The sequence below is a fragment of the Dolichospermum circinale AWQC310F genome (genome assembly GCF_000426925.1).
In the GTDB taxonomy this organism is placed as follows: Bacteria; Cyanobacteriota; Cyanobacteriia; order Cyanobacteriales; family Nostocaceae; genus Dolichospermum; species Dolichospermum circinale.
This window is the reverse complement of sequence record NZ_KE384678.1, coordinates 1-4,924: the sequence shown is the minus strand read 5'-3', so window position 1 is coordinate 4,924 and position 4,924 is coordinate 1. Positions and strand designations below refer to the sequence as shown.

Here is a 4,924-nt window from a genome sequence, read left to right as displayed (position 1 = left end):
GGGGAACGCTTTTTTATTCTTCAACGCATTGATACTTTGTGGCGGGAACATCTGCAACAAATGGATGCTTTGCGTGAGTCCGTTGGTTTGCGTGGTTATGGGCAAAAGGACCCGCTAATTGAGTACAAGAGCGAGGGTTATGAGTTGTTCTTGGATATGATGGTGAATATCCGCCGTGATGTGGTTTATTCTCTGTTTATGTTCCAGCCTCAAGCACAGCCTACTGTACAGGCTTGGTGAGATGGTTTAAGGGTTTTTTCTGGGTACGGGCGCAGAGGCACTACAGAGCCGTTTTCTGCGTCTTTTGTTTTATGGTCAGCAGGGGAGAAATGAACCACGAAGGAGCGAAGAGCGCGAAGGAAGGAGGGTTTAGGGACAGATATTTTGCTTTGGTTCTAATCATCTAAAATTTTCTTATGACTCCCGCTACAGATGATTAACTGATATGATATCGCCTGGAAGGGAGCAAGTCAAAAAGGCATTTATCGCAAAATTACTGATAGCTAATTATGGTTGTTGTAGCAATTCTCGCGGCAGGAAAAGGAACAAGAATGAAATCTAATCTGCCTAAGGTTTTACATTCTTTGGGTGGAAAATCTTTGGTGGAACGCGTTATTGAAGGTGCTGCCCCCCTTTCACCTTCACGCAAATTAGTGATTGTTGGTTATCAGTCTCAGGAAGTAAAAACGGCTATTGATTCCATTCATGGCGTGGAGTTTGTGGAACAAACTGTACAATTAGGTACGGGTCATGCTATCCAACAATTACTTCCCTATTTACAAGATTATACTGGGGATTTATTAATTTTAAATGGTGATGTCCCTTTGTTGCGAACTGAAACTCTGAAAGCTCTCTTACAAACTCACCAAGAAAATCATAATTCCTGTACTATTCTGACTGCACAATTGGCAAATCCTCAAGGTTATGGTAGGGTTTTTCGTAATAGTGAAGGTATTGTCCAAAAAATAATTGAGGATAAAGATTGCACTCCTATTCAAAGAGAAAATGATCGGGTAAATGCTGGTATTTACTGCTTTCGTTGGCCAGATTTGGCTAACATCTTACCACATTTACAAGCTAATAATGCCCAAAAAGAATATTATCTCACTGATGCTGTAACTCAGGTGGGTAAGGTAATGGCGGTAGATGTTCAAGATTACCAAGAAATTTTGGGAATTAATGATAGATTACAATTGGCGGCTGCTAATGATATTTTCCAAAGACGCATTCACGCAAAATGGTTGTTAGCAGGTGTGACGTTAATTGACCCGGCTAGTATTACTATTGATGAAACTGTGGAGTTACAGCCAGATGTGATTATTGAACCTCAAACTCATTTGCGTGGAAAGACGGTAATTAAGTCTGGTAGTCGTATTGGTCCGGGAAGTTTAATTGAAAATAGCAACTTGGGTGAAAATGTCACTGTCCTATATTCTGTAGTCACGGATAGTATTATTCAGGATAATACCCGCATCGGTCCCTATGCCCATTTACGCGGTCATGCTAATGTGGGTGTAGGTTGTAGAATTGGTAATTTTGTCGAGTTGAAAAACACTCAATTGGGCGATCGCACTAATGTGTCACATCTCTCATATTTAGGTGATACGACCGCCGGAACTCAGGTAAATGTCGGTGCGGGGACAATTACTGCTAATTATGACGGTGTGAATAAGCATAGAACAATTATCGGCGATCGCACCAAAACCGGTTCTAATAGTGTTTTAGTTGCACCTATTACTATCGGGAATGATGTCTACATCGCCGCAGGTTCAACTGTGACAGAAGATATCGCCGATGATGCCTTAGTAATTGCACGTAGTCGTCAGGTAGTCAAACCAGGTTGGAAAATGAAAACTCAAGATTGACATTTTTTGTTTTGTAGGGTGCGTTGCGAACGCACCATAATCTCACAAATATCTTGAATTGGCTTTATTCTTCCGCACCTTGAATTTTCAGTAACAAAGCACCGATAGCCCAACCTACGAAGATGAGACTAAAAGGTAATATAGCTGCATTTAACATTTCACTGCTCATTATGTTACAATTCTCCTGATTGTGTTTATGATCAACTCAGTTTATCAAAACTATCGAGTTAGACCTTTATCAACTATTCTAAACCAATTTGGGAACAGGGAATAGGGAATAGTCAAAAGTCAGTGTTCAGTGGTCAGTAGCAAAGAAACAACAACTGACAAACAACAACTGACAAACAACAAATTACCAATTACCCAACATGACTAATGAAAATAAACGCCCACGGTTGGTATTAACGCTAGGAGATCCGGCTGGTATCGGACCAGAAGTAATTTTGAAGGCTTTAGCAGATCCAGAAGTGACCAAAAATTGTGATCTGGTGGTAGTAGGTAACAAAAATTTAATAACCATAACTTATGAAAATATCAGTAAAAATATTGATAATGATCTAATTTTGGCAAATCCCGCTGATTTGTCTATTATTGACCTACCTGCTGTTGGTGAAATTGTCACGGGTGTGGGTAATGCGGCCAGTGGCGCGGCGAGTTTTGCTTATATGGAATATGCTATATCTCACACTTTGGCGGGTGAGTTTGATGGAATTGTCACAGGACCTATCGCTAAATCAGCCTGGAAAGCCGCAGGTTACAATTATCCGGGACAAACGGAACTTTTAGCCGCTAGGGCTGGCTTTAATATCTCCAAAGACCGGTTTGGAATGTTGTTTGTGGCACAATCTCCCTTTACCGGTTGGACACTCCGTACCTTACTTGCTACCACACATATTCCCTTATGTCAAGTAGCCACTACATTAACGCCGGAATTATTAACAAAAAAACTAGATTTGCTGGTAGAGTGTTTGGAAAATGATTTTGGGCTGAAAAATTGGAGAATTGTGATCTCCGGTTTAAATCCCCACAGTGGAGAAATGGGACAATTGGGAACGGAAGAAATAGACTGGTTAATTCCCTGGTTGGAGTCAGAACGCCAAAAACACCGCGCCAAAAACTCCCTAAATCAGTTAGAAGGACCAATACCTCCAGATACAATGTGGGTAAAACCTGGTCTGGCTTGGTATGGAAATGGTGAGGTCAAAAATCCCGCTGATGCTTATTTAGCACTTTATCACGACCAAGGTTTAATTCCTGTTAAATTAATGGCTTTTGATCGGGCTGTAAATACTACCATTGGTTTACCTTATGTACGGACTTCACCAGACCACGGAACAGCTTTTGATATTGCGGGAAAGGGTATTGCTGACGCAACAAGTATGAAAGCAGTAATCCAATTGGCGGTAGAATTGGTCAAGCATCAAGTAAAACGAAAACACCTTGATCATAAAATTTCCCCATAAACTACAAAATCATGTTTAAATAAGCCCAAGACAAGCTTGTGACGAGGTTGGTGCAGATGAAATTACGGGAATTATTAGCGACTGTAGATGGAATTGGATCTCTTGTAAATATACCGGATATTGATATTCAGGGACTTAAAACTAATTCTCATGCTTGTACGACCGGAGATTTGTTTTTGGGAATGCCAGGAACTAGAGTAGATGGTGGGGAGTTTTGGCCAAGTGCTTTAGCTGCTGGTGCGGTAGCGGCCATTGTTTCCTCCGCAGCAATTCTTAAAACTCCCCCTTCACCAAATTCTCTAGTCATTAGTAGCGATAATATGACTAAAACCTGCGCTCAAATAGCCGCAGCTTTTTATGGTTATCCCGGACAAAAACTCAAAATGGTGGGTGTAACAGGGACAAACGGGAAAACGACAACTACCCACTTAATTGAGTATTTTCTCACAAAATCTAGTTTACCGACGGCTTTAATTGGCACTCTTTACACCCGTTGGCCTGGTTTTGAACAAACATCTGTGAATACTACTCCCTTTGCTGTGGATTTACAACAGCAATTAGCCAATGCTCTTAATGCTGGTTGTGAAACCGTTGTCATGGAAGTTAGTTCTCACGCTTTAGCCCAGGGTAGAGTGTTAAATTGTGATTTTGAGGTCGGAGTCTTTACTAATCTCACTCAAGACCATTTAGATTATCATAGGGATATGGAAGACTATTTCGCCGCAAAAGCATTGCTATTTAGTCCAGATTATCTCCAAGGAAAAGCAATTCTTAACGCCGATGATGCCTACTGTCAACGCTTAATTGCGTCCACAAAATCCGACCAGGTTTGGAGTTATAGCGTTAACAATAATACCGCCAATTTTTGGATGAGTGATTTAAATTATCAACCCAATGGTGTCAGTGGAATTTTACATACTCCTCAAGGAAATACAGCTTTTAGTTCCCCTTTAGTTGGTCAATATAATCTCGAAAATCTCTTGGCTGCGATCGCTGCGGCTCTCCATTTAGGGTTAAATTTAGATTTGGTAGTAAATGCCATTCCTGAGTTTCCCGGCGTTCCTGGACGCATGGAACGGGTACTTAATCCACAACAGGATATTAGCGTGATTGTGGATTATGCCCATACTCCCGATAGTCTGGAAAATTTGCTCAAAGCTGCTCGGCCTTTTATTCCTGGTAAAATGATTTGTGTGTTTGGTTGTGGTGGAGACAGAGATCGCACTAAACGTCCAAAAATGGGGAAAATAGCGGCAGAATTGGCTGATTTAGTGGTGGTGACTTCAGATAATCCCCGCACAGAAGATCCAGAAAAGATATTACAGGACATATTGGCAGGCATTCCTGATATATTACAACCAATAGTTATCAGCGATCGCGCTACCGCAATTCGTACAGCAATTCTCCAAGCTCAACCTGGAGATGGTGTATTATTAGCCGGAAAAGGTCACGAAGACTATCAAATTCTTGGAACTGAGAAAATCCCCTTTGACGACAGGGAACAAGCACGGGAAGCCTTACAGCAAAGAACAGGTGACAGGGAACAGGGAACAGGGAACAGGGAACAGGGAACAGGGAACAGGGAACAGGGAACAG

The 4,924-nt window shown here is 41.5% G+C and carries 5 protein-coding genes; 4 read left to right on the top strand and 1 reads right to left on the bottom strand.

Going from position 1 to position 4,924, the window contains the following annotated elements:
* Both ACIR310F_RS26735 and glmU read left to right on the top strand, forming a co-directional pair.
* Nucleotides 1–240 (top strand): hypothetical protein (locus ACIR310F_RS26735; protein ID WP_231387459.1); only part of this gene is annotated, 240 nt, incomplete at its 5' end.
* A 269-nt stretch (nucleotides 241–509) separates the two neighbouring features.
* Nucleotides 510–1,865, top strand: a complete 1,356-nt coding sequence (gene glmU, locus ACIR310F_RS0109855) for a bifunctional UDP-N-acetylglucosamine diphosphorylase/glucosamine-1-phosphate N-acetyltransferase GlmU (protein ID WP_028083695.1) — start codon at nucleotides 510–512, stop codon at nucleotides 1,863–1,865.
* 64 nt (nucleotides 1,866–1,929) lie between these two features.
* On the opposite strand, the gene petM is transcribed toward glmU, so the two are convergent.
* On the bottom strand, nucleotides 1,930–2,034 hold the full coding sequence (petM, locus tag ACIR310F_RS0109850; RefSeq protein ID WP_028083694.1) for a cytochrome b6-f complex subunit PetM: 105 nt from the start codon (nucleotides 2,032–2,034) through the stop codon (nucleotides 1,930–1,932).
* Between the two features lie 199 nt (nucleotides 2,035–2,233).
* Here petM and pdxA point away from each other — a divergent pair, with 199 nt between their 5' ends.
* Entirely contained in the window at nucleotides 2,234–3,328 is a 1,095-nt protein-coding gene (pdxA, locus tag ACIR310F_RS0109845) for a 4-hydroxythreonine-4-phosphate dehydrogenase PdxA (protein WP_028083693.1), read from the top strand.
* Between the two features lie 56 nt (nucleotides 3,329–3,384).
* Nucleotides 3,385–4,924 (top strand): UDP-N-acetylmuramoyl-L-alanyl-D-glutamate--2,6-diaminopimelate ligase (locus tag ACIR310F_RS22015; protein ID WP_155963734.1); only part of this gene is annotated, 1,540 nt, incomplete at its 3' end.